Origin of the sequence: Kluyvera chengduensis, assembly GCF_044197065.1 — a bacterium.
GTDB classification, from domain to species: Bacteria; Pseudomonadota; Gammaproteobacteria; order Enterobacterales; family Enterobacteriaceae; genus Kluyvera; species Kluyvera ascorbata_C.
In genome coordinates this window covers 1-200 of the sequence record NZ_JBIQOI010000051.1, presented here as the reverse complement: position 1 = coordinate 200, position 200 = coordinate 1, and the positions used below count along the sequence as shown (strand labels likewise).

General features: G+C 55.0%; 1 rRNA gene. It reads left to right on the top strand.

What is annotated here, in order from left to right:
* Nucleotides 1-200: ribosomal RNA gene (locus ACH1XZ_RS23330) — 23S ribosomal RNA — on the top strand; the annotation flags it as partial.

Genomic DNA, 200 nt, shown 5'->3' with positions numbered 1-200 from the left:
GAAGATGTAACGGGGCTAAACTGTGCACCGAAGCTGCGGCAGCGACACTCTGTGTTGTTGGGTAGGGGAGCGTTCTGTAAGCCTGCGAAGGTGTCCTGTGAGGGGTGCTGGAGGTATCAGAAGTGCGAATGCTGACATAAGTAACGATAATGCGGGTGAAAAACCCGCACGCCGGAAGACCAAGGGTTCCTGTCCAACGT